The organism is Pseudomonas sp. CFBP13509, from assembly GCF_005233485.1.
GTDB classification, from domain to species: Bacteria; Pseudomonadota; Gammaproteobacteria; order Pseudomonadales; family Pseudomonadaceae; genus Aquipseudomonas; species Aquipseudomonas marginalis.
The window spans coordinates 19,701-43,155 of sequence record NZ_QGAA01000022.1 but is presented as its reverse complement, the minus strand read 5'-3'; the positions used below and the strand labels follow the sequence as shown (position 1 = coordinate 43,155).

Here is a 23,455-nt window from a genome sequence, read left to right as displayed (position 1 = left end):
ATGCAAACCAGTTGCAGCTGCAGGAGAAGACGAAGAACTCGGAAAAAACCTGAATCTCAGCGTGAAATAATTTCCTGGCTGCCATCCGGCAGGGTCCTCAGGGCCACGGGCAGGATATGGGGCAAGGCCTTGAGCAAGGCATCGGTGTCATTGGCCTTGAACACACTGGTCAGTCGCAGGTTGCCAACGGCGGGTGTGCTGACGCGCAACGGGCGCTCGCGATAACGCGACACCTCACGGGCGACTTCACCCAGGGATGCGTTGTTGAACACCAGTTTGCCGCTGCGCCAGGCCGTCAGTTCCTCGGCATTCACTGCGTAGGACGCTGCCACCAAGCCTTGGTCATTGATATGGGTTCCCAGCCCCGCCGTCAGCGTCACCCCCTCGTTCGGTGAGCGCCCTTGCACCTTCACCGTACCGGCCTCGACCACCACACGGGTCTGGTCATCATCGCGACGCACATCAAAGCGCGTGCCGGTGACCGTCACCTGCCCTGCACCGGCGGCGACCACAAAGGGACGGCTGCTGTCATGCTCGACATTGAACATGGCCTCGCCCTGCTTGAGTTCAATACTGCGGCGGCCTTTTTCGTAGTGCACCGAGACAACACTGCGGCTGTTCAAATCCATCATCGAGCCGTCGGGCAATGCCACCTGGCGATGCTCACCCAGGCGCGTGCTGAAATCGGCCCGGTAGGGCTTCGGATGATCAAGGCCGCTGAACAAGCCGAGCCCCAAGGCCACGGCGACCACACTGGCGGCGACGGCGTAACGCAACACGCCACGACGTTTTGGACGCTCGGCCGGCGCCTCGCCCAACGCCTGCAAGCGGGCCTCGGGCACCAGGTCGGCGGCGCTCCACAGGCCTTGCAGCACATCGAATTCATATTGGTGCTCGGGCTTTTCATTGCGCCACACATCGAAACGCTCGCGCTCGGTGGCGTCCAACCCAGCGTCTTGCAGGCGTACAAACCATTGCGCGGCTTCGTCGCGGGCACGGTTATCCATCATGGAAGGTCCTGTTTCAGAGCGAGCGTGTGTCATGGGGCCATCGCATCCAGGCGGTCACGCAAATGCCGCAGGGTGCGGATCATATACTTTTCCACCATGTTCTTGGACAAGCCCAGGCGCTCGGCGATCTCCTGCTGGGTCAGGCCCTCGATCTTCTGCCAGATAAAGATCCTGCGGCAGTTGAGCGGCAACTCGGCCAATGCCCGCTCGATGGAGTCCGCGAGCTGGATCGCGTGCATGAAATGCTCCGGGTCACCGCCGTGGGGCTGGCTCTGATCAAAGGCTTCCAACGCCATGGCTTCCCGCCGGTCTTCGCGTCGGTAGGCGTCCACGGCGATATTTCGCGCAGTTTGATGCAGATAAGCGCGCGGTTGCTCTACCTGGGAGGCGGTTGTCTCCAGCACTCTCACAAAGGTGTCATGGGCCAGGTCCTCGGCCTGCTGACGGTTTCTCAGGCGGCGTGTCCAGGTGCCGATCAACTCTTCGTAGTGCTCGAAAAAGCCTGTTCTGCGGGGCGGCTGAGGGATCATCGCGGGAGCACTGGGGAGGCGGGGCGTGAATAGTAATGCTTCCTATTAAGTGGAGCAATTGCTACCCGTCGACCGCGCCACTGCCTGGAAACTAAAGCGCCTGTTTAAGGCGACTCAATTTCTCCCGGCTGCCGCACACGCTCATCTGGCACCATTTGCGCAGTTTGTTCTTGGAGATATCCAGGAATAGCCAATCACAGTCGGTGGCCGTGCAGCACTTCAGCACGCGAAGATCACCGGACACCAGCAACTGCGTGGCCTCGATCGCCAGGCGCCCGATCAACATTGCACTCAGTTCCTGAGCAGAGGTGCAGGTTTTCCACGCCCAGGCCGGTGTCCCATCAACCATGCGCAGCACCCGCCAGGCGGTGCCTTGCTGGAAATTCAGGTTGATCTGCTGCAAGGCGTCATCGGCCGCAGCCTGGCGCAAGGACAACGGGTAAAACACGGCATACAGGCATTCGCGGAACGCAATGATGGCGTCCAGATCCGGCTGGTAGGAAATAGGCGACTCAAACACCATGGCCTTGTATTCAGCGAACTCCTGGGTGGAGATCAACGAGGCGTGCAGCGCCCATTCAAAGAAAAACTGAAAACTGGTAAGCCGCTCTTCCATGACTTTGAGCGGCGACCCAGGGCGGCGGCCGTTGGTGGTATTGATGAAGTCCAACACCTGGGCCCCGCCGATCAGGCGGATGGATTTTGCAGTGCCGGTGAAATGCGTCATGCCTGCTCCTGAAAAAACGCGGTATGCCTGCGATGGCGCAGATTACCTTGTTTTCCGAAGGTGCAGGCACCGCCACCGCGGCGCAAAGACCAGCGGCTATGTGCGCTCGTCGTTGCGGGCCATCCAATCGAGAATAGTCGCGACAGACTGTTCGACAGACAGCGCCTGGGTGTCCACGTGCACTTCCGGAAAGATCGGCACGTCGTAGTCCGAATCAATCCCGGTGAAGTGTTGGATCAACCCCAGGCGGGCTTTTTTGTACAAGCCCTTAGGGTCACGTTGCTCCGCCGTTTCCAGCGGCGCATCCACATGCACCTCGACAAAATGCTCATTGCCGACAATGGCGCGCGCGTAATGCCGGCTGGCCGCCGACGGTGAGATCAGCGCCACGATCACCACCAGCCCTGCGTCCAGCATCAAGCGCGCCACTTCGGCGACCCGCCGGATATTTTCATCGCGGTCGCTGTCGGTAAAACCCAGGTCGCGGCACAGGCCGCCGCGCACCGAGTCGCCGTCAATGATGCAGGTCAAGCGCCCCTGTGCCTGCAAGGCCCTGTCCAGCGCATCGGCAATCGTCGACTTGCCGGCCGCCGAGATGCCCGTCATCCAGATGACCAAGGGCTTTTGCCCCATACGCGAGCGTTCCGCGGCGAGATGGCTGAACGCAAACGCATGCAGATTCCGTTCTGGACGTTCCGCAAAATGACTCATGGCCGCTCACCCTCCGTCACCGCCACAGGCGGTTTACCCAACAGGAATACCATCACGCATTGCACGAACAGCAACAGCGCAACCACCCAGTAGACGGTCGCGAACGAGCCGGTCAGGTCCTTGGAAAAACCGCCCAGGAAGTTACCGCACACACCCCCCAGGCCGATCAGCACATTGGCAATGCCGAATGCCTGGGTCAGTCGGCTGACCGGCACGATTTGCCCGATGTAGCTGGGGACAAGCCCGAAGATGGGGTAGAACGCCAGCGCAAACAAAAATGCCGCCAGGTAGAACAGCGGGAGGCTGTTGAAACTGAACACCAGGGTGGCGGCCAGCCCCGCACTCAAAAAGCACATGGCCAGCGACGCCCTGACGCCCACCTTGTCGGCGATCCACCCCACCAGAAAGCCCGAGGCCATGCCCACCGCGCCAATGGTGGTCCAGACAAACCCGGCGTCCTGTACCGACACCCCCAACTCGTCCCGCAGGAACGGAGCCAGGTAAGTCTGGAACGGCAACAGCGCCATCCCATTCAAAAACGCAATGGCCCAGGTCAGGTACAGCGAGCGACTCAACCAAGGTGCATGACTCTCGAACGCCGTCGAACGCGGCCCGGAAAAACCGGCGTCCTTGTCCGCCACCAGGTTGCGCAGCAGAAACCAGGCCACCACGCACAGGGCCACCGAGATCAGGCCCGCGGTGAGCCAGATCGAGCGCCAGCCACCCTGCAGGGTAAGGAACGACACCAGCAAGCCATTGATGAACACGCCGTAGCTGGTGCCGCTGGAAATCAGCCCCATGACCCGCGAGCGATTACCCGGGCTGAAACCCTTGGTGACAATCTCCGCCAACGGGATGTACACCGAGGCCGAGCAGCCGCCGAGCAAAATCAACAGCGCCCCGGACAGCCAGATACTGTTGCTGACACTCAGCCCCAACAGCGCCAGGGAGGTCATCAGCGTCGACACCAGGCTGATCTTCCAGCCTTCGAAAAAACGACTGATGTAACTGGTGACCGATGAAAACAGCAGGAAGCCGATCTGCGCACCGCCGGTGATCAGGCCCACCGTGGTGTAGTCGAAACCGATGTCGCGGCGCATGTCCACCACCAGGTTGGCGAACAGGTAGACGCCAAACCCGTAGGTACTGGCCACGAACCCGGTCAACACCACCGCCAGCACGACGCTGTCCAACGGGCGCGCGCTACTCTGTACCAGTGTGCTCATCAGGTACTCCTTAAACGGCGCGTGCCGTGTGGATGACAAAATCACAATTCATCATGTCGTAGTCACGCTGGAAATCCCCGTAACTCTCATGGGCGCAAAATCCGGACTTGAGCACCTCCCCCTTCAACTCGCCCGGCAACAGCGGATAGACCTGCAACCGATACTGCTCGGCGTTATCGAACGAGTAGATGAACTCACACACGTGTTCATCCACCTGCCCCAGGCCGACGGATGCCTGCGTGCCGCAGTAATAGTAATGACCGCTGGATTTGAACTTGCCTGCGCGAATGGCAAAGAAGTTACGTTGATCCACAATCAGCAAGCCGCCCGGATTGAGCAATGCCCTGAATCTCTCCAGCACCTCCAGCCGTTCATGGGCTGCAAACACATGGCACAGCGAACTGCCCAGGCACACCACAGCATCGAAGCGCCCCAGTTCGGCGGGATCGAGGGCCTGCCAATCCCGGTAGTGCGATTCGATCGCCAACCCGCGTTGCCGAAAATTCTCCCGGGCCTTGGTCAACATCGTGCTGCTGCCGTCCGTGGCGACGACATCGAACCCCGCCTGCTTAAGCTGGACCGCATGAAAACCACTGCCCGTGGAGACGTCGATCACCGACTTCACGCCGTGCTGCTTCAGCAGGTTTTCAAAGAACCCGTTCTCCCCCGCCTTTCTTTTTTCCCAATCGATCAATTCATCCCAGCGCTCGACGAATTTTTTCGAGTATTGCGTGGCGTAACTGGCGACTTCGCCGCGCTTGTGCACCGACATCCGATTCATCACACACCTACCAGGTTGAATGTTTGAAAGACAGGTATTTGCTCGACAGCTCGTGGGCAAACTCGGCGGACTGTTCGATGGACATGGTTTTCTTCGAGTACCCCAGCATCGCCTGCATCACGGCCATGCATTGCGGGTTATAGGTGACCGAGCCATCGCAATGAATCTCATCAATGCCATCCTGGCTCTGGCAGATGGTATTGATGCGCACCGCTTCGTCCTGGGGACAGTCGGCGCTGAACTGCACCTTGATCTGCCCCTCCTGCAACCACACCGGATAGCCGCCCGGCAACCCCAGCGGGCCGGGCGCGTGCACCAGCACCGGGGTGGGCGAAAACAACCCTTCGATCACGGTGACGGCCGAGCACGCCGTGAGGAACTGCCCATCGATACCGCCCAGGCGGCGGAACTCGGATTTAACCGTGGAAAAAATCGCTTCGGCCGGCAGGTGGGCCGCGGCCGGGCGGTCGCGCACCTCATGCAACAAGCGGTAGCTGGCACGCGGGGGCAAGCCGCCGCGCGGCACGTAGTGGCTGAAATAGTGCTGGGCATACAGGCACACCTGCACATCGGCAGGCGCACACTCCAGCAGCCGCGCGATGGAAAATCGCAGCGCCGGGATCAGGTTGGCGACATTGCCCACGCCAATATCCGGCGCCAGCCCGACCCTGGCCAGGATCGGGTTGACCGCATCGGGAAAGGCCGCGTTGACCGTCCTGGCCGCGATACCGGAGGCTTTCACCGCCTGCATCAAGTGATGCATCAGCGTCAGGTGCATGGGCAGCCAGGGGCCGAACTGCGCCTGGTCGAGTTGCTCGAACGAGAGCCTGGGCAACCCGGTGATCACACGCCACGACTGCAACGACGCGCAGTTCACCACCAGGTCCGGCGCCTCTGCACGCAGCACCTGGGTGACCCGGTCGATATCGGTGAGGTCGGCGATCACCGGCTTGATCGTGATGCAGTGCCCCAACTGCGCACACGACAGGGCCACCAGGTTGCATAGCCGCACGGTCGCGTCTTCATTGCGCCCCAGCACCACGAATTCAAAGGCATTTTTCGGCCCGAGAATCTTCAGGATCTGCAGGCACAGGTTGCCTGCGCCCACCAGCAGCAGTTTCTTCTTGGAGGCTGACGGGCTCATCGTGGGTAGGCTCCGTTGTCTACCGGAATGACCTTGCCGGTGACATGCCGCATGGCATCGCTGATCACCAGCAAAATGACCTCGGCGACGCCGCCGGGCAGGATCGGTTCCTTGAGGATTTCCTGGCGCGCGTACTCGGCGCGGCGGTATTCAGGGATGGTGTCGTAGATGGCGGTGTCGTGGATCAGCGCCGGCGACACTGCGTTAACCCGCACGAACGGCGCAAAATTCCAGGCATTGGCTTTGGTCAGGCCGATCACCGCCGCCTTGGTGGCGCCGTACAAAGCATCACAACTGCCCACTTCGCCCGCCACCGAGGCGATATTGACGATGCAGCGCGGCGCCTCGTGTTTCATCTCCCGTTCGGCGAAGTCTTTGGAGAGATAGACCAAGGCCTTGAGGTTCACAGTCAGGATTTCGTCCACTTCGGCATCGGAATAGGCGTAGATGCTTTTGCCGTGGTAAATACCGGCGTTATTGATTAATGCATGAATAGTTGCGTGGCGCTCGTACAGCGCAGGGATAAAACCCTTGATCAGCGCATTATCCGAAAAGTCCGCGACATGGGTTTCCAATACATCCGCCGTGTAAGTGCGCTGTAACGCACGCAGGCCTTCGGCATCCTTGTCGGCACCGATAACGAAATAACCTGCCTGGATAGCCTTTTCCACAGTAGCCCGGCCGATCCCATTGGCCGCACCGGTGACAATCAACTTTTTCATACAACAATCCTTATTGGCAAAATTCATTCATGCGTGCGTAGAAGGGTCGGTGGTATTCGTAAAAGGCTTTTAATTTTGGCGACTGATCGAAAGTATCCATATCGATAGCAGGTTTATCCGGCAGAGCAATGCGTTCACTGTTCTCCGCCGCCACATGCCAACTTCTCCAGGTTTTCCACTGTCGTGGACATTCACGTTTCCATGTCATGGCACGGGGCAAAAATTCAATCTGCAAGTAGTCACACAGTTTACGAATGACACGCTCCGGCTCGGCGGCGAGGTCATCGGCATTAATCACATAAGGCACTTTTCCGATGAGTTTGGTGACCACACAAAATATCTCGTACAAGGCTTTATGCCCGATGGCCTGCACGGGCATATCGGGGTGTACCCGATGATGGGAAACAATGCTGCTGGCGGGCTCGCGAATAATAAAAACATTGTGTTGTTGCGCCAGGAAGTCCCGGTCAACTTTCAAGTCATCCAGGCAGTGGTAACACATGTCTTTGTGAAAGACATTGGTACTTTCCCGGGCCTTGAGCAGTTGCTCTTTTATACCTTGATACGTGGTGGGCAAACTGTGGTCCCATTCATCCGAAGGAATCATTGAATCTGCGGAAAATGCCATATGGGCAAACGGCTCGTGGAAAACCTCAAAATCCCCTCGCTCGATAAACACACGCTCCAACACCGTGGAACGGGAACGCGGGTGCGCCCACAACCCGACCATCTTGTTCATGCCAGCACCCCGTATTCAGCGGCCAGGATGGCGTTGAGCGAGCGTGCGAAAGGCTTCGTCACCGGGCACAGGCGCACGCAGTAGTCGGTCAGGCGCCGATGCGCACTGTTGGCTTCGTTGCAGGCGTTGATAAACGCCTCATGATTGCCAAAGTCGTAGGGCTCGATGCTGTCGATGAAATAGGCTTCGCAGAAGTACGGAATGCGGATGAGCCGGGCGAACGTCTCAGCCGGCGCCTGCTGGGGTTCACAGGCGGGTGCCACCGGTTTGCCGTGGCTTTCACGCTCGATCAGAAACTCCACCACCTCCGGCGTCAGCGTGTAGCACGTGGTGGTCAGCCCGGTCTTTTCCAGGTGCCAGCAGTGCTTGTGGCCACGTTCGTCAACGTCGACCTTGATACTGGAAAGCAGGGTCTTGACCGGCACCTTCGAGGCCGCGACCAGGGCCTGGATCTGCTGGTAAATCATCAGCTCGGCCCAGCGCATGTCCTCCGGGCCCAGCGCCAGGCCACGCTCGGCGGCCTGCAAGGCGAACTCGGGCTGGCAGGAAAAACGCCCGATCATAAAGGTGATCACATACTTGCAACAGCCGGTGTCGACGCCATTGCGGCGGGCGCAGGCGATGCCCCGCTCTATTGCCTGGATACCGGCATGGAATTGCGAAACGGTGAAGCAGAACGTGATATTGACCGAAACGCCTTGGGCCACCAGGTGTTCGATCGTCGCGAAACCCTCCAGGCTGCCCGGCACTTTGACCATCACATTCGCGGCCAGGCGATGCAGCTCCAGGCCTCGTGCGGTCATGCGTTCGCTGCACCGCACATCCGACGGGTCGACTTGGGCGCATATCCAGCCGTCGGCCTGGGCCGATTGCACCCACAGCGGCTTGAGCGTCGAAGCGCCCTCTGCAATCACTTCGTTGTAGAGTTGCTTGCGCAATTCGCCGGGAGACAGGCTGGCCAGATTAAAACGCGACGACCAGTACTCTTTCTTGTCGAGGATCGTCGCCGTCACCAGCCGGGGGTTGGTGGTCACACTGCTGAAGCCCCAGGGCTGGGAGAGATCCTGCGGCATCAACTGTTCGATATGGGCGGCGGCTGCCGGGTACTTGTCCAACAAATGCTGTTTATACGGTGCGTACACCACGGGCGACGAATCCCACCACACTTCCGAACAGGGATCATTACGTTTAAGTCGCTCTATATAACCCAGTGTGCCCACAACACTTGCTCCTTGAGTAACGTGATCAATGAGGGTCGGTAACTCACGCATATCGGCAAAAGGTAACGCGCCGGCTTCGGCCAATATTCGATGTCGAGACAACGGACCAAAACCCAGGACTTTTATAGTGGCTGCCACGGCGGCTTGAATCCCTGTGACACTGTCTTCAATCACCAGCGCATCACAGGGTTCGACGTTGTAAGTTTCACACGCCGTTAAAAACACCAGCGGATCAGGCTTCCAACGCCCCAATTCATAACAACTGAATATTCGCCCTTCGAAATAAGGCAACAACCCCACAAGGCGTAAACACTGTTCGATCTTATTGCGCGGCGCACTCGAGGCTACGCAATAGGGAATTCCCAGCACTTCCAATACGTCAAGTACCCCATCAGTCGCTTTCACATTAAGCGTCAATGCTTCCAGCGCTCGAACTCGGAAGTCCTCTTCAAACTGAGGAGTCAAACAAATACCCATTAACTGTTCTGCTTCGCGCAGACAATCGGCAATCTTTCTTCCACGAAAGTGCTCAATGAAATACGCACTATCCAGTGTCTTGCCGTCCTGTACGTGTGCATTAAGCATGCCGATCAATACAGACAGGGTGATCTCTTCGCTTTGGACGAGTACACCGTCGCAATCGAAAATAACTAACTTAGGCAACGTCGTAGCTCCCTGCTCTGGTAGTTCCCCTATAGCTGCCGATGAACACATAGGCATCTCTTATAGGTGACTCCGCATGACTTCCGAACTACCAGCGGAGCGGGTTGAGGTGTGCTTATAAGACACGGGGCAAAAAACCCTGTCAAACGCTTTTTAGCGGTTTTTTAGTATCTTATGGTTATTTTTTATTCTTCTGTTATTCCATTTTCCACCATGGTTGTAGTCGCTAATTTCACACGGCTGAACTTCCGTTATGCGCCGTCAGTCAGCTACTTGAACTCACGAATTCAAGGTCGGGTGGGCAATGCATATCTCGTTGGAGCAACAAGTGGCGCTGGTAACGGGCGCCAGTTCCGGTATCGGCGCCGGTGCGGCCAGGGCCCTGGCGCAAGCCGGCGCTGCGGTGGTGCTCAATTACAACAGCCAGGCCGCGCCCGCCGAGGCGTTGGCAGAGCAGATCAACGCCGAGGGCGGCCGGGCGATTGCCATCGGCGCCGACGTGTCGAAAGAAGCCGATGTGGAACGCCTGTTCGCAAAGACCCTCGAGGCGTTCGGCCATCTGGACATCCTGGTGGCCAACTCCGGCATGCAGAAGGACGCCGCCGTGGTCGACATGACCCTCGACGACTGGAACGCCGTGATCGGCGTCAACCTCACCGGCCAGTTCCTCTGTGCCCGGGCGGCGGTACGCCTCTTCAAGCGCCAGGGCATCCGTGAAGGCGTATCCCGCGCCGCCGGCAAAATCATCCACATGAGCTCGGTGCACCAGTTGATCCCCTGGGCCGGGCATGTGAATTACGCGGCGTCCAAGGGCGGCGTTGAGATGCTGATGCGCACCCTCGCCCAGGAGGTCAGTGAACAGCGCATCCGTATCAACGGCATTGCGCCGGGGGCGATTCGTACGGCGATCAACCGTGCCGCCACCGAAGGCGCGGCGGAACAGGAGCTGCTCAAGTTGATCCCCTATGGCCGGGTCGGCGATGTGGAGGACGTGGCCAACGCCGTGGTATGGCTGGCCAGTGACGCCTCGGATTACGTGGTCGGCAGCACCCTCTTCATTGATGGCGGCATGAGCCTTTACCCGGAGTTTCGTGACAATGGTTGATTTGAAAAACGAACCACAAAGCGCCATCGATGCCCACGGCATCATCGGCGATATGCGCAGCGCGGCGCTGGTGAACGATAAAGGCAGCATCGATTTCTTCTGCTGGCCGGAGTTCGACAGCCCGTCGATCTTCTGCTCACTGCTGGACACCCCCGATGCCGGCACGTTCCAACTCACCCCGGACCTGCCCAACGCCCGCCGCGAACAGATCTACCTGCCCGACACCAATGTGCTGCAAACCCGTTGGCTCAGCGATGAAGCCGTGGTGGAAATCACCGACCTGCTGGTCATCAGCGAAGAAATCGACGACTTGCCCCTGCTGATTCGCCGCGTACGCGTGGTCAGCGGCACGGCCACCCTCCATCTGCGCTGCGCCGTGCGCCATGACTACGCGCGCGCCACCACCGAGGCGAGCCTGGATAACGCCAGCATCTGTTTCAACGCCGATGGCCAGCCGGGCATGCGCCTGTGCGGCAGCCATCCGTTGCAGATCGAAGATAACGCCGCCGTGGCCCGCTTCACCCTGGATCAGGAAGAAGGCGCCGAGTTCGTACTCGGCGGCCAGGACGATGAGCGTGTGGCGAGTGTCTGCACCGACCTGGCCCTGGCCCACACCTTGAAGTTCTGGCGCGGCTGGATCGCGCAGTCGAACTACTGCGGGCGCTGGCGCGAAATGGTCAACCGCTCGGCCCTGGCCCTCAAGCTGCTGACCTCGCGCAAACACGGCGCAATCATCGCCGCCGCCACCTTCGGCTTGCCGGAAACGCCTGCGGGCGAACGCAACTGGGACTACCGCTACACCTGGATCCGCGACGCCTCGTTTACCGTCTACGCCTTTATGCGCCTGGGCTTTGTCGACGAGGCCAACGCCTATATGCGCTGGCTCAAGGGCCGGGTCAGCGACTGCTGTGGCCAGCCGACCAAGATCAATATCCTGTACGGCATCGACGGCCGCCAGGAGCTGCCCGAAACCACGCTGGAGCACCTCAGCGGCCACGGCGGCGCCAAGCCGGTGCGCATCGGCAATGGCGCGGTCGACCAGGTCCAGCTGGATATTTATGGCGAGTTGATGGACGCGGTGTACTTGGTCAACAAGTACGGCGAAGCCATCTCCCACGAGGGCTGGAAACACACGGTGGAAGTCGCTGACCAGGTGTGTGAAATCTGGAACCGCAAAGACGTGGGCATCTGGGAAATGCGCGGCGAGCAGCATCACTTCCTGCATTCGCGGCTGATGTGCTGGGTGGCCCTGGACCGTGCGATCCGCCTGGCCTCCAAGCGCTCGTTGCCGGCGCCGTTTGCACGTTGGGACCAGACCCGCCAGGCGATCTATGCCGATATCTGGAGCAACTTCTGGAACGAAGAACGCGGGCATTTTGTGCAGCACATCGGCAGCACCGCACTGGACGGTTCGATGCTGCTGATGCCGCTGGTGCGTTTTGTCGCCGCCACCGACCCGCGCTGGCTGAGCACGTTGCAGGCGATCCAGAAAAGCCTGGTGCGCGACGGGATGGTCTACCGCTACCGCAACGACGACAACGCGATCGACGGCTTGCAAGGCACCGAAGGCGCATTCGCCGCCTGCTCGTTCTGGTACGTCGAATGCCTGGCCCGCGCCGGGCAAGTGGAGAAGGCCCACCTGGAATTCGAACAACTGCTGCGCTACGCCAACCCGCTGGGCCTGTATGCCGAAGAGTTCGACAGCCAGGCCCGCCACCTGGGCAATACGCCCCAGGCGTTGAGCCATCTGGCGTTGATCAGCGCGGCGACGTTCCTGGACCGCAAGCTCAGTGGCGAGAAGACGACCTGGCAGCCCTGAGGCGCCCTGCCTTTACAGGCAGGGCATCCCGTCATGTCTTTCGACTAGAGTTTCAACACCTGACAGGAGTCCACCATGACCATCACCGCCCCACTCCTCTACGTGCGCACCTCCATGCTCGATGTGGCGTATGAAACCCACGGTCCCATTGACGGCGAGCCTGTGATCCTGCTGCATGGTTTCCCTTATGACCCTCGCGGCTATGACGAGATTGCGCCGGTGCTGGCCGAACGCGGCTACCGGGTGCTGGTGCCGTACCTGCGCGGTTATGGCCCTACGCGGTTTATCAACGCGCAGGTGATGCGCTCCGGCCAACAGGCGGCGCTGGGCAAGGATCTGCTGGATTTCATGGATGCGCTGTCGATCCCGCGCGCCACCCTGGCCGGGTATGACTGGGGCGGGCGTGCCGCGTGTATCGTCGCGGCCCTGTGGCCGGAACGGGTACGCGGGCTGGTAACGGGCGATGGCTATAACATCCAGGACATTGCCAGGTCGCGCCAGCCACGGGCGCCGGTGACGGAACATCGGTTGTGGTACCAGTTCTACTTTCACACCCAGCGCGGTGTGGACGGGCTGACGGCCAATCGCCGCGAACTCTGTGAGTTGCTGTGGTCGCTGTGGTCGCCGTCCTGGGCCGACGGGCCAGGGCTGTATGGGCAGACGGCGCCGTCATTCGATAACCCGGACTTTGTCGAGGTGGTGATTCATTCCTATCGCCATCGTTTCATGTATGCGCCTGGCGATCCGGCGCTGGAAGCCATCGAGCAGGCCCTGGCGCGGCAACCGGCGATTGCGGTGCCGAGTATTTCGCTGTGCGGCGCCGATGACGGCGTGGGCCCGCCGTCGCAAGAGGATGACGACGTGGAGCATTTCAGCGCTTTTTACCGGCGGGAGGTGTTGCCCGGTGTGGGCCACAATATTCCCCAGGAAGCACCGCGGGCCACCCTCGACGCCCTGTTTGAATTGCTCGCCTAGGCCACCGGCGAGAACCGCTCGCGGTAGGCCTGGGGCGTCACCGACAAGGCCCGCATAAAGCTGCGGCGCAAGGTTTCTTCGCAGCCGAAACCACACTGCACGGCGATGCGCTTGATCGACGCCGTGCTGTCCGCCAGTTGCCGACGGACGCTTTCGACGCGGATCAGTTCGACGGCGCGCGCGGGCGTCTGGCCGGTTTCAGTGCGGTAGTGGCGCACGAAGCTGCGCTCGCTCATGCCGGCCTGGGCGGCCAGGGTCGGGATACTCAGGTCGAGGGTCAGATGCTCGGCTATCCAGGCATGCAGTTCGGTGAAACGGCTGCCGCCCTTTTGCAGGGACAGGGTCACGCTGAATTGCGACTGGCCGCCGGGGCGCTTCAGGAACACCACCAGGTGCCGCGCCACTTCCAGGGCCACGGCGCGGCCCAGGTCTTCTTCCACCAGAGCCAGGCACAGGTCGATACCGGCGGTGACACCGGCGGAGGTCCACACCGCGCCCTGCTGGATAAAGATCGGGTTGGGCTCCACGGTCAACGCCGGAAACTTGCGCGCCAGTTCTTCGCAACGGGTCCAGTGGGTGGCGACGCGACAACCATCGAGCAAGCCACTGGCCGCCAGCAAAAACGCACCGGTACACACCGACGCCATGCGCCGAGTGTGCCGGGCTTTTTCGCGCACCCAATCCACCAGCGCAGGCTTTTCAGCGGCGCCGTACACGCCCCAGCCGCCCGCGATCACCAGGGTGTCGCAGGGCTGGTCGACCGCAGGCAACGGCTCGGCCACCAGCGCCAGGCCGGCGGAGGTCATCACCGGTCCGGCCTGGTCGGCGATCACCGTGACCGCATAAGGCAACGGCACGCCACGCTGGCGCGCCAGGTCATTGGCCGATGCAAACACCTGCAGCGGCCCGGTGACGTCGAGCACCTGGGCATTCTCGAAAGCGAGTACGTGAACAATTCTGGGCATGGTTGGCGTGATTCGTGGGTTCAATGGCGTATTCGCCAAAGCCTAGGCCGCTAGAGTGAGGTCGTCTACCCCTTTCTCGGAGCTTCATTCATGACCTTGCAGATCGGCTTTCTGTTGTTCCCCGGCATTCAGCAACTGGACCTGACCGGCCCCTACGACGTATTGGGTTCGCTGCCGGACGTGAAACTGCACCTGATATGGAAGGACCTGGCGCCGGTCACCTCCAGCACGGGCCTGGTGTTCACGCCGACCATGACCTATGCCGACTGCCCGACGCTGGATGTGATCTGCGTGCCCGGTGGTTCCGGCGTGGGCCCATTGATGGAAGACCCGCAGACCCTGGACTTCCTCAAGGCCCAGGCGCAGACCGCGCGCTACGTGACCTCGGTGTGCACCGGCTCGCTGGTGCTCGGCGCGGCGGGGTTGCTGCGCGGGCGCAAGGCGACGACGCACTGGGCCTACCACGACATGCTCGCCCCCCTCGGCGCCATCCCGGTACAGGAGCGCGTGGTGCGTGACGGCAACCTGTTCACCGGGGGTGGCATTACCGCCGGTATCGACTTTGCCCTGGTGCTGGCGGCGGAGTTGTACAGCGAAGCGGCGGCGCAACTGGTGCAGTTGCAGATTGAATATGCGCCGGCGCCGCCGTTCGATTCGGGTCGCCCTGACACAGCGCCTGCGCATGTGCGGGAAGAAGCCAACAAACGCACCGCCGAATCGCGCAGGGCGCGCGGTGAAATCGTCGCGCGCGCAGCAGCACGGCTGGGCTGAGCCGGTACCTGTGGTGAGCGAGCTTGCTCGCGCTGGGGCGCGAAGCGGCCCCAAGCTTTGGAGGGGCTGCTGCGCAGCCCAGCGCGAGCAAGCTCGCTCACCACAACAAGCTCGTTCACCACAACAAGCTCGTTTGGCCACAGACCGCTTGCTCGCCGCACAATCCCTTCACCTCATGGGGTCAGGCTGGGCGCGACATCACCGCCAGGCGCACCGCCAACACGCTCAGCACCGTCGCCAAGCCCCATTTCTGTAGCCAGGCGGCTCTTGGGCGCCTGGCGAGGAAGCGGCTCAGCACCCCGCCGAATATGCCCAGCAGCAGGTGAAACACCCCAGCGATCAAAGTCAGCACGCCCCCCAACAGCATCAACTGCACGGCGATGGAGCCGGCCTGCGGCCGTACGAACTGCGGCAAAAACACCACAAAAAACAGCAACGCCTTGGGGTTGAGCAGGCTGTTGAGCATCGCCTGCAGAAACACCCGGCCAAGGGGCACACGGTGCGGGCGGGCAGTCTCCAGCCCAGTTTTTTTCTGCAGCGTCTTGAACACCAGCCACAGCAGGTAGACCACACCCGCACAGCGGATCACGTCAAAGGATGGCGGCCAACTGGCGACCAACGCCGTTACCCCGCTGGCGGTCAATGCGCTCAGCAGTATGTCGGCGACACCGATGCCCAGGGCCGAGGCCACTCCCCCGCGCCAGCCGTGGGTGACGCCATGGCTGATCACAAAGGCCATGTTCGGCCCCGGGGATAACAGCAACAACAGCACAGCACCTGAAAAAACTGCCAGGGTCGCAAAGTCGATCATGCTCAAGCCGTCCACCGGGAAAAGCCTGCAGATTAGTGCGTGGGCCTGGGGCGAACAAAAAATTGTGCTGGATACATTGTTCATCGGCAATTGCGAATGGCCACGACCAGCGTCTAGAATGCGAAACATTATCAATTAAGACTGCTGCGCCAGGATGCCCATGTCGAGCGATCACCCACTGGACCATGCCGCTATCGGCCAGCTTTACCACACCCATCACTCCTGGCTGCGCGGCTGGTTGAGCCGGCGCACCGGTTGCCGTGAACGTGCCGCCGACCTGGCGCAGGAAACCTTTGTGCGCCTGCTCAACGCACGCAAACAGCAGGCCGTACTGCAGCCGCGCGCGTACCTGAGCAGCATCGCCCGCAGCTTGATGATCGACCAGTACCGGCGCCGCGAACTGGAGCGCGCCTACCTCGAAAGCCTTGCGCATTTCCCCCAGGCCGACGTGCCGTCGGAAGAAACCCGCCTGCTGATTCTCGACAGTCTGGAACGCATCGACCGCCTGCTCGACCAGCTCAAGCCGCGGGTGCGTGAAGCATTCCTGTTGGCGCAACTGGACGGCCTGACCTGTGCGCAGATCGCCCTGCGCCTCGGGGTGTCCAAGGCTACGGTGGAGCGTGACCTGTCCAAGGCGCTGCACGCCTGCTATCGGTTGCGCTATGCCGACCTCTGACCCGCGCCTGGTCGACCAGGCCATCCAGTGGATGATCAAGCTGCGCTTCAACGTCGCCGACGACGCGAGCACCGCTGCGTTCGAGCGATGGCTGCACACCAGCGCCGAACACCAGCAGGTCTGGCAACGGGTGGCGACGATGAATGATGAGTTCAGCCACCTGCCCGCGCAGGTCGGCCGCCACGCCCTGCACGGGGCGCGTCGACGTATCAGCCGCCGTGAAGGGTTGAAGCTGCTCGGCCTGGTGGCCGGTACGGCCGGCCTGACCTGGTTCGGCCGCGACTACACCCCGCTGCCCGCCTTGATGGCCGACTACCGCACTGCCACCGGCGAACGGCGTTGGGTGGCGTTGAACGACGGCAGCCGCATCCAACTGAACAGCGCCAGCGCATTCGACGCGGTATTGACTCAGGAGCGGCGCCTGGTGCAGTTGCGCCAGGGTGAAATACTGGTCAATACCGGTGCCGACACGCGGCCCTTCTGGGTACAGACCCGTGACGGTTACCTGCGCGCCCTCGGCACGCGCTTCCTGGTGCGCGAAGACGCCCAAGGCACCATGCTCGCCGTGCAGCAGGGCACGGTGGCGGTGTTTGCCGACAACCACGCCGCCGGCGCGCGCCAAGTGATCAACCCCGGCGAACAGGTGCTGTTCGACCGCAGTGGCATTCGTTCTCTGGTCGCCAATGGCCTGGACCCTTGGGCCTGGAGCGAAGGCGTGATCAGCGCCCGGGACATGCGCCTGGATGCTTTCCTCGCCGAACTGGGCCGCTACCGCAACGGCCTGCTGCGCTGCAGCGAAGCGGTGGCCGGGTTGCGAGTGTCGGGCACTTATCAGTTGGACGACACCGATCAAGTGCTGGGCCTGGTAGCGCAATCACTCAAGCTCGATGTCACTTACCGCAGCCGCTACTGGGTGACCGTCACCGCCCGCGTTTAACATTCTCGAAAATAAATGAGGTGAATTCTCATTGCCGCTCGACCTGTAAGGAAAGGCCGATCAACAGGCCGGTTCTGTTCACTTCCTTCAGGAGCATCCCGCGGTCATGCAAGCGTTCCCCTCCCCACGTTCCCCCCTCAAGCACGCGGTGCACGCCGCCTTGCTCGGCGCCTGCCTGAGCTGCGCAGCCGCGCCGCCGTTCGCATGGGCCGAAACGCCGGCCAGCGACACCCAGGCCCGCGACTGGAACATTGCAGCCGGTTCCCTGGCCACGGCACTGGACCAGTTCGCCCGTCAGGCCGGCATCAGCCTGTCGTACGACGCCACCAGCGTCGCCGGCAAGACCAGCCCGGGCCTGAGTGGTCGCCTGGACCGCGAGCAGGCGCTCGACCGGTTGCTGCGTGGCCAGGGCCTGCAAGCCCAGCGCCAGGGCAACAGTACCTGGCTGCTGTTGCCGCAAGTGGCCGACAGCGGCGCGCTGAACCTGGGCGCCACCACAGTCACTGGTGAGCGGTTGGGCGCCACCACCGATGGCACCGGGGCCTACACCACGGGCGCGGTGACGATCGGCAAGGGCGAACACAGCCTGCGGGAAACGCCGCAATCGGTGAGTGTGATGACCCGCCAATTGATGGATGACCAGAACCTCACCACCATCGATGACGTCATGGAACGCACGCCCGGGATCACCACCTACGAATCGCCCATGGGCGGCAAATATTTTTATTCCCGTGGTTTCAAGATGCTCGGCCAGTACCAGTACGATGGCGTGCCCCTGGACATGGGCAAGGACTACGTGCAGGCCGACAGCTTCAGCGCGAACATGGCGATCTACGACCGCGTCGAAGTGCTCAAGGGCGCGGCCGGCATGCTCAAGGGCGCCGGCACCGCCAGCGGCGCGGTGAACTTCGTGCGCAAGCGGCCCCAGGCCAAGCCCACCACCAGCCTTTCGCTGTCCGCCGGCACCTGGGACAACTACCGCGCCGACGTCGACACCGGCGGCCCGCTGAATGACAGCGGTACGGTGCGCGGCCGCGCGGCGATCAGCCAACAGAATCGCGGTTCCTACATGGATATTTCCAAGCGCCAGGACCAGGCTTTCTATGGCGCCCTGGATGTCGATCTCAGCGCCGACACCACCCTGGGCTTCGGCGCCAGCCATGAAGACGTCGACGCCACACCGTGCTGGGGCGGCCTGCCGCGCTATGCCGACGGCAAAAGCGCCCACCTCAGCCGCTCCACCTGCCTGGGCCAATCCTGGAACGACTGGCAAAGCCGGCGCACCACCTTCTTCGCCGATCTCACCCACTCCTTCAACGATGACTGGAAACTCAAGGTTGCGGCCGTGCACAGCCGCAACCTGCAAGACACCAAATACGCCGCCAGCGAAGGCACCATTGCCTACGGCAACCCGACGCCTACGGCCAACTCCTATGCGGCGCTGATGGACTACGACCACAAGGACTTCGGTCTCGATGCCTATGTGGACGGCAAGTTCGAAGCCTTCGGGCTGGAACACGAACTGATCCTCGGTGCCAATGGCAGCCGTGGTACCCAGGACGATGTGTACGCGATCCAGAACCTGCCCAGGCGCCAGGGCATCTACCAACCCGACCACCATTTCCCGGAGCCGGCCAACAGCACCTTCTGGCCGAACATGTATCGCGGCGGCACGGTGAAGGAAACCGCCACCCAGTACGGCGCCTACACCACCTTGCGCCTGCGCCTGGCCGAGCCGTTGATGTTTATCGTAGGCAGCCGCGTGAGCTGGTACGAGAACCGTCGCCAGTCCAACAACCTGGCCTGGGGCGAGTGGGCCTTGCAGGATGCCCGCACCCGGGAAACCGGTGAAGTGACGCCGTTTGCCGCACTGATCTACGACCTCAACGAGCACCTGTCGGTGTACGCCAGCTACGCGGATATCTTCCAGCCGCAAAGTTCCTATGCCACGCTCGATGGCGCCGCGCTCAAGCCGAAGATCGGTGACAACTACGAGCTGGGTATCAAGGGCGAATGGTTCGACGGGCGCCTGAACAGCTCCCTGGCGCTGTTCCGCGCCGTCGAGAAAAACGCGGCCGAATCCGATTACATCGCCCAGTGCCCGACCTCCGCCGACGGCTATTGCTACACCGACAGCGGCAAGGTGCGCGCCCAGGGCGTGGAGGCGGAAATCAGCGGTGAAGTCCTCGAGCGCCTGCAGGTATCCGGCGGCTACACCTACACCCAGACCAAGTCCCTGAAGAACATCGATACCGCCCTGGAAGGCGGCACGTCCAACACCTACGTACCTCGACACATGCTGCGCATGTGGGGCGACTACCAGCTCGACGGCGCCCTGTCGAAATGGAGCGTGGGCACCGGCGTCAACGCCCAGAGCAGCAATTACCGCGTGCAGACCATCAAGCTCGAACAGGCCGGTTACGCAACCTGGAGTGCCCGTGTGGCGTACCGTATCGACGACACTTGGACCGTCGCACTCAACGGCAACAATCTGTTCGACAAAAGTTACTACAACACGGTGGGTACAGCCTCCTGGGGTAACTTTTATGGCGAGCCGCGAAATTTTACGGTGAGTTTGAAAGGCAACTTCTGATCTGGCGAAAGTCCCGCAGGCAGGGCACTTCGTGCGCCCTGCCAACCCCTCTTTGCCCCCCCTTCCTACCGCCTTTGAAAAAAGGTTTTTCCTTTATGCAGGAAAAATCCTGCATTTGTTTCTACACTCAAAAACACACCCAATCACCGCGTACCCGGACAAGGAATGTCAATAAAATGCCGAACAAAACACTGATAAACCTGTCTGCCCTGCCACCTCCGCACCATCGTCAATTCATTGACAAGTTGATTAAGGGAACACTCCTGTAGTCACTACCCCCGCAAATTCCCTTCAAATGGATAGCTGCATTTGAATTGATAGTTGCGTATTACCCAGAGTAGCCGTAGTTGGAAGTGCCCTCTAAAGCAGTTCGCTGCTTTATTGAACAAACATCCAAACAATAGCTCTGGCGTGCAATGAGGGATGTTTTATGCGAGAGAAGTCGTCCGTCGACAGCCTGTTTTTAACGCGCGCCGGTTTTGTTGAGTTCTTTGTTGTTTTCGTCAAGTTCATACATGGCCTGAGTGCCATTTTGCCCCCGTTGATCCTGGTGATGTTCATCGACCCGATGGACCCTGAACTGCGCGGGCACTTCCTCGGCCTGCTGGTATTTTTCGCGGTCCTGACGATCATTCTGTTCCAGGCCCTGGGCATCTATTCCGAAGAACTGTTCAGCAACCGACTGCGCCTGAAAACCAAGGTGAAGGCATGGTCGGCGGCGTTTTGCATCCTGTTGTTCATGTACCAGATCCTGCAGTTTTTCCCGCAATTGACCCCGCGTAACCTGGTGGCCTGGTACTTCGCCAGCCTCGGGTTGTTCTGCCTTGAGCGCCTGCTGATGCTGCGCCTGTACCGCAGCCTGATGCGCAAGGGCAAATACCTGCAACGTACGGTGATCCTGGGCTTTACCGACACCGCCATGCACGTCGCCGACCACCTGCAACGCAACGGTGATATCCGCTCCGGCCTGATCGGCTTTATCGACGATCGCACCGAGCGGATCCCCAAGGAATTGAGCAACCTGCCACTGCTGGGCAACACCCGTGAGCTGGAAAAACTCATCCGCGCCGAGCAGGTCAACCAAGTGATGATCTGCCTGCCCTGGGCCGCCGAGCAGCGCATCCATGGGTTGGTCAACCGCCTGCGGCAGATGTCGGTGAACGTGATGCTGGTGCCCGACATGGCCGCGCTGCGCTACGGCCATAGCCGCATCACCGACGTGGGCGGGATCCTGATGTTCAACACCTCGCAATTGCCGTTGCGTGGCTGGTCGCCGGTGATCAAGCGCCTGGAGGATGTGCTGCTGGCCAGCCTGGCCCTGGTGGCGCTGTCCCCTGTGATGGTGGCGACGGCGATTGCGATCAAGCTCGACTCCAAAGGGCCGATCCTGTTTCGCCAGAACCGCTTTGGCTACAACGACAACGAAATCCGCGTGTTCAAGTTCCGCTCGATGTACACCGACCAGAGCGACTTCACCGCCGAACGCCAGACCACCCGCGCAGACCCGCGCATTACCCGGGTGGGGCGCATCATCCGCAAGACCAGCATCGACGAGCTGCCGCAGTTGTTCAACGTGCTGCTGGGCAACATGTCCATGGTCGGCCCGCGCCCCCATGCCACGGCGACCAAGGCCGCCGGCATACCCTTCGAAGTGGCGGTGAGCGAGTACAGCTCGCGCCACCGCGTGAAACCGGGGATCACCGGCTGGGCGCAGATCAACGGTTACCGGGGTGAGACCGACACCCTGTTCAAGATCCAGAAACGTGTCGAGTACGACCTGGAGTACATCTCCAAGTGGTCGGTGTGGTTTGACCTGTACATCGTTTTCATGACGGTCCCGGCCGTCCTTTCCACCAAGGAAGTCTATTGATGAAGACCCTCAACGGATTAATTCCCTGCATCGTTTCCGGTGGTTCGGGCACTCGACTGTGGCCGGTGTCGCGGCAGAACATGCCCAAGCCCTTCATGCGCATGCGCGATGGTCAGAGCCTGCTGCAAAAAACCTTCCTGCGCGCGGCCAAACTGCCCGGCGTGGAAAGCGTGCTCACGGTGACCAACCGCGACCTGTTGTTTCGTACCCTCGATGACTACCGCGGAGTGAACAACGCCCGCCTGCCCCTGGACCTGCTGCTGGAACCGTTCGGGCGCAACACGGCGGCGGCCATCGCCGTGGCGGCCCTGCATGTGCAGGAGCATTTCGGCGGCGACGCACAGTTGCTCGTGATGCCCGCCGACCACCTGATCCTCAATGAAGTGGCGTTCGCCGAGGCCGTGACCCAGGCCCGCGACCTGGCCGAAGCCGGCTACCTGGTGACGTTCGGCATCCAGCCCGACCACGCGGAAACCGGTTTTGGCTATATCGAGCAAGGCGAGGCGCTGAGCCAGGGCTACCGGGTCAAACGCTTCGTCGAGAAACCCGACCTGGCCACCGCCCAGGCCTATCTGGACGGCGGCAAGCACCTGTGGAACGCCGGCATGTTCTGCTTCAAGGCCAGCACCCTGGTGGATGAGCTCGCCACCCATGCACCTGACGTGCTGGAGGCCGCACGCGCCGCGCTGGAGCACAGCCAGAGCCTGCAGAACATAACCTCGCGTCAACGTGAACTGGATGCGGATGCGTTCGGCAGTGCGCCGGATATTTCCATCGACGTGGCCTTGATGGAAAAGTCCCGGCAAGTGGCCGTGGTGCCCTGTGACATTGGCTGGAGCGACATCGGGTCCTGGGAAGCGCTGCGCCAGCTCACCCCCAGCGATGCCCATGGCAACCAGGTCAATGGCGAAGCGATTTTGCATGACGTGCACAACTGCTACATCGACTCGCCCAAGCGCGTGTTGGGCGCCGTTGGGGTGCGCGACCTGATCATCGTCGACACCCCCGACGCGCTGCTGATCGCCGACGCCCACCGCAGCCAGGATGTGCGCTACATCGTCGCCGAGCTCAAGCGCCAGAATCATCCGGCGTACAGCCTGCACCGCACGGTGACCCGGCCGTGGGGCACCTACACCGTGCTGGAGGAAAGCAGTCGCTTCAAGATCAAGCGCATCGTGGTCAAGCCCCTGGCCTCGCTGTCGTTGCAGATGCACCACCACCGCAGCGAACACTGGGTGGTGGTCAGCGGCGCGGCACAGATCACCAATGGCGACCGCGAATTCCTGATCAACGCCAACGAGTCCACCTACATTCCCGCCGGGCACAAACACCGGCTGACCAACCCCGGCATCATCGACCTGGTGATGATCGAAGTGCAGAGCGGCGAGTACCTGGGCGAAGACGACATCGTGCGCTTCGACGACATCTACGGCCGCGCGCCTGCCGAGGCGAAAAAATGA

General features: G+C 61.3%; 21 protein-coding genes and 1 pseudogene. 9 read left to right on the top strand and 13 right to left on the bottom strand.

Annotation, left to right across the window (positions count from 1 at the left end; translation table 11 throughout):
* Window positions 1–56: 56 nt before the first annotated feature.
* The 11 genes and pseudogenes from PspCFBP13509_RS26975 to PspCFBP13509_RS32045 all read right to left on the bottom strand — a co-directional run.
* The gene (locus PspCFBP13509_RS26975; RefSeq protein WP_137212935.1) at window positions 57–1,010 is read right to left on the bottom strand and encodes a FecR family protein; all 954 of its coding nucleotides are present in this window, start codon (window positions 1,008–1,010) and stop codon (window positions 57–59) included.
* A gap of 29 nt (window positions 1,011–1,039) precedes the next feature.
* On the bottom strand, window positions 1,040–1,540 hold the full coding sequence (locus tag PspCFBP13509_RS26970; protein ID WP_065926921.1) for a sigma-70 family RNA polymerase sigma factor: 501 nt from the start codon (window positions 1,538–1,540) through the stop codon (window positions 1,040–1,042).
* Between the two features lie 91 nt (window positions 1,541–1,631).
* Window positions 1,632–2,267, bottom strand: coding sequence for a CGNR zinc finger domain-containing protein (locus tag PspCFBP13509_RS26965; protein ID WP_065926920.1), 636 nt, complete (start codon window positions 2,265–2,267; stop codon window positions 1,632–1,634).
* Window positions 2,268–2,363: 96 nt separating this feature from the next.
* Window positions 2,364–2,978 (bottom strand): adenylyl-sulfate kinase, encoded by a 615-nt coding sequence (gene cysC, locus PspCFBP13509_RS26960; RefSeq protein WP_065926919.1) that lies wholly within the window; start codon window positions 2,976–2,978, stop codon window positions 2,364–2,366.
* Complete coding sequence (locus PspCFBP13509_RS26955) at window positions 2,975–4,204, bottom strand: MFS transporter (protein WP_065926918.1); 1,230 nt, start codon at window positions 4,202–4,204, stop codon at window positions 2,975–2,977. Before PspCFBP13509_RS26955 ends, cysC begins: the two co-directional genes overlap by 4 nt.
* Window positions 4,205–4,214: 10 nt before the next feature.
* Window positions 4,215–4,985 (bottom strand): class I SAM-dependent methyltransferase, encoded by a 771-nt coding sequence (locus PspCFBP13509_RS26950; protein WP_137212934.1) that lies wholly within the window; start codon window positions 4,983–4,985, stop codon window positions 4,215–4,217.
* Between the two features lie 7 nt (window positions 4,986–4,992).
* Window positions 4,993–6,129 carry a hypothetical protein gene (locus tag PspCFBP13509_RS26945; protein WP_137212933.1) on the bottom strand — a complete coding sequence of 379 codons (1,137 nt, stop codon included), beginning with the start codon at window positions 6,127–6,129 and terminating at the stop codon, window positions 4,993–4,995.
* A complete protein-coding gene (locus PspCFBP13509_RS26940) occupies window positions 6,126–6,851 on the bottom strand; it encodes an SDR family oxidoreductase (protein ID WP_065926915.1) in 726 nt (241 codons plus the stop codon). Before PspCFBP13509_RS26940 ends, PspCFBP13509_RS26945 begins: the two co-directional genes overlap by 4 nt.
* Before the next feature lie 10 nt (window positions 6,852–6,861).
* Complete coding sequence (locus tag PspCFBP13509_RS26935) at window positions 6,862–7,590, bottom strand: sulfotransferase-like domain-containing protein (RefSeq protein ID WP_137212932.1); 729 nt, start codon at window positions 7,588–7,590, stop codon at window positions 6,862–6,864.
* Window positions 7,587–8,810, bottom strand: a complete 1,224-nt coding sequence (locus tag PspCFBP13509_RS32050; RefSeq protein ID WP_065947056.1) for a transaldolase family protein — start codon at window positions 8,808–8,810, stop codon at window positions 7,587–7,589. Before PspCFBP13509_RS32050 ends, PspCFBP13509_RS26935 begins: the two co-directional genes overlap by 4 nt.
* A gap of 123 nt (window positions 8,811–8,933) precedes the next feature.
* Window positions 8,934–9,524: pseudogene (locus PspCFBP13509_RS32045) on the bottom strand (HAD family hydrolase); the annotation flags it as partial.
* Window positions 9,525–9,777: 253 nt separating this feature from the next.
* Here PspCFBP13509_RS32045 and PspCFBP13509_RS26920 point away from each other — a divergent pair.
* The 3 genes from PspCFBP13509_RS26920 (at window position 9,778) to PspCFBP13509_RS26910 (ending at window position 13,372) form a co-directional block, all read left to right on the top strand.
* On the top strand, window positions 9,778–10,578 hold the full coding sequence (locus PspCFBP13509_RS26920; protein ID WP_074845258.1) for a glucose 1-dehydrogenase: 801 nt from the start codon (window positions 9,778–9,780) through the stop codon (window positions 10,576–10,578).
* Window positions 10,571–12,397: a glycoside hydrolase family 15 protein gene (locus PspCFBP13509_RS26915; RefSeq protein WP_137212931.1), complete on the top strand. Its 1,827-nt coding sequence runs from the start codon at window positions 10,571–10,573 to the stop codon at window positions 12,395–12,397. The genes PspCFBP13509_RS26920 and PspCFBP13509_RS26915 overlap by 8 nt, the downstream gene beginning before the upstream one ends.
* A 75-nt stretch (window positions 12,398–12,472) precedes the next feature.
* On the top strand, window positions 12,473–13,372 hold the full coding sequence (locus PspCFBP13509_RS26910) for an alpha/beta fold hydrolase (RefSeq protein WP_065926910.1): 900 nt from the start codon (window positions 12,473–12,475) through the stop codon (window positions 13,370–13,372).
* Here the strand turns inward: PspCFBP13509_RS26910 and PspCFBP13509_RS26905 are convergent.
* Complete coding sequence (locus PspCFBP13509_RS26905; RefSeq protein ID WP_137212930.1) at window positions 13,369–14,337, bottom strand: GlxA family transcriptional regulator; 969 nt, start codon at window positions 14,335–14,337, stop codon at window positions 13,369–13,371. The two genes, PspCFBP13509_RS26910 and PspCFBP13509_RS26905, sit on opposite strands and share 4 nt — an antisense overlap.
* Window positions 14,338–14,427: 90 nt before the next feature.
* Here PspCFBP13509_RS26905 and inhA point away from each other — a divergent pair, with 90 nt between their 5' ends.
* Window positions 14,428–15,108 (top strand): isonitrile hydratase, encoded by a 681-nt coding sequence (gene inhA, locus PspCFBP13509_RS26900; RefSeq protein ID WP_137212929.1) that lies wholly within the window; start codon window positions 14,428–14,430, stop codon window positions 15,106–15,108.
* A 181-nt stretch (window positions 15,109–15,289) separates the two neighbouring features.
* On the opposite strand, the gene PspCFBP13509_RS26895 is transcribed toward inhA, so the two are convergent.
* Window positions 15,290–15,919, bottom strand: a complete 630-nt coding sequence (locus PspCFBP13509_RS26895; protein ID WP_074845793.1) for a LysE family translocator — start codon at window positions 15,917–15,919, stop codon at window positions 15,290–15,292.
* Between the two features lie 160 nt (window positions 15,920–16,079).
* On the opposite strand from PspCFBP13509_RS26895, the gene PspCFBP13509_RS26890 reads away from it, so the two are divergent.
* The 5 genes from PspCFBP13509_RS26890 to PspCFBP13509_RS26870 all read left to right on the top strand — a co-directional run bounded on the left by PspCFBP13509_RS26890 (window position 16,080) and on the right by PspCFBP13509_RS26870 (window position 23,455).
* Window positions 16,080–16,595, top strand: a complete 516-nt coding sequence (locus PspCFBP13509_RS26890) for a sigma-70 family RNA polymerase sigma factor (protein WP_053132260.1) — start codon at window positions 16,080–16,082, stop codon at window positions 16,593–16,595.
* A complete protein-coding gene (locus tag PspCFBP13509_RS26885; RefSeq protein ID WP_137212928.1) occupies window positions 16,582–17,532 on the top strand; it encodes a FecR domain-containing protein in 951 nt (316 codons plus the stop codon). The genes PspCFBP13509_RS26890 and PspCFBP13509_RS26885 overlap by 14 nt, the downstream gene beginning before the upstream one ends.
* 106 nt (window positions 17,533–17,638) lie before the next feature.
* Window positions 17,639–20,125, top strand: a complete 2,487-nt coding sequence (locus PspCFBP13509_RS26880; RefSeq protein WP_137212927.1) for a TonB-dependent siderophore receptor — start codon at window positions 17,639–17,641, stop codon at window positions 20,123–20,125.
* 430 nt (window positions 20,126–20,555) lie between these two features.
* A complete protein-coding gene (locus PspCFBP13509_RS26875; RefSeq protein WP_065926905.1) occupies window positions 20,556–21,995 on the top strand; it encodes an undecaprenyl-phosphate glucose phosphotransferase in 1,440 nt (479 codons plus the stop codon).
* Window positions 21,995–23,455 carry a mannose-1-phosphate guanylyltransferase/mannose-6-phosphate isomerase gene (locus tag PspCFBP13509_RS26870; protein ID WP_065947051.1) on the top strand — a complete coding sequence of 487 codons (1,461 nt, stop codon included), beginning with the start codon at window positions 21,995–21,997 and terminating at the stop codon, window positions 23,453–23,455. Before PspCFBP13509_RS26875 ends, PspCFBP13509_RS26870 begins: the two co-directional genes overlap by 1 nt.